This window comes from Flavobacterium aestuarii (genome assembly GCF_040049115.1).
GTDB lineage: Bacteria > Bacteroidota > Bacteroidia > Flavobacteriales > Flavobacteriaceae > Flavobacterium > Flavobacterium aestuarii.
The window spans coordinates 1-656 of record NZ_JBDLZZ010000057.1; the positions used below are offsets into that span (position 1 = coordinate 1).

Annotated in this window: 1 protein-coding gene; it reads right to left on the minus strand. The window is 35.8% G+C overall.

The window, feature by feature from the left end:
- The coding region (locus ABEG11_RS19045) for a transposase (protein ID WP_348825764.1) at positions 1-566 on the minus strand (566 nt) is incomplete at its 3' end.
- Positions 567-656: the final 90 nt, after the last annotated feature.

A 656-nucleotide genomic window follows, 5' to 3' on the forward strand; every position in this document is an offset into this window, starting at 1 on the left:
ATTTTTTCAGAGTTCTCCTTTGCATCGTTTTCTTCCATAGCATCAAGATATTCTTGAGTTTTGGTTTCAATATATTCTAGGTGCTTGTCTATTTTCTTTTGGTTGAAATTAGCCTTTTTGCTATTATGCGCACGGCTTTTGGTTCCGTCAATGGCAATGGTTTCGCCTGCTATTAAATCGGCATCTTTCAAAAAGGAGACAAATAATTTGAATAGTTTTTTCAAGGCAACGGGATTGTCTTTTCTAAAATCTGAGATGCTGTGGTAGTTTGGACGAATGTCTTCCAAAAGCCATTGCATTTCAATATTTCTGAAGGATTCTTTTTCTAATTTTCTAGAGCTTCTTATTCCGTTGAGATAGCCGTACAAATAGGTTTTAAGAAACACTTTGGTGTTATAGCTCGGACGGCCTTCACTTTTGATCGTCTGTACAGAAAAACCAAGTTTGGAGAGGTCAACAAACATTACAAATGCATCTATAAATCGCACTTGATTATCTGAAGCTATAGCGTCTTCCAGACTGGAAATACGCATTTGGTGGCGGGAAATTCCTGAGATATGTTGCATTCTTAAAAATACGAAAATTCCTGTTTTAACAACAGTATTTTACTATATTTGTTTGCAATTAAAACGGAGGTTTTTTCACAGACTGACGTT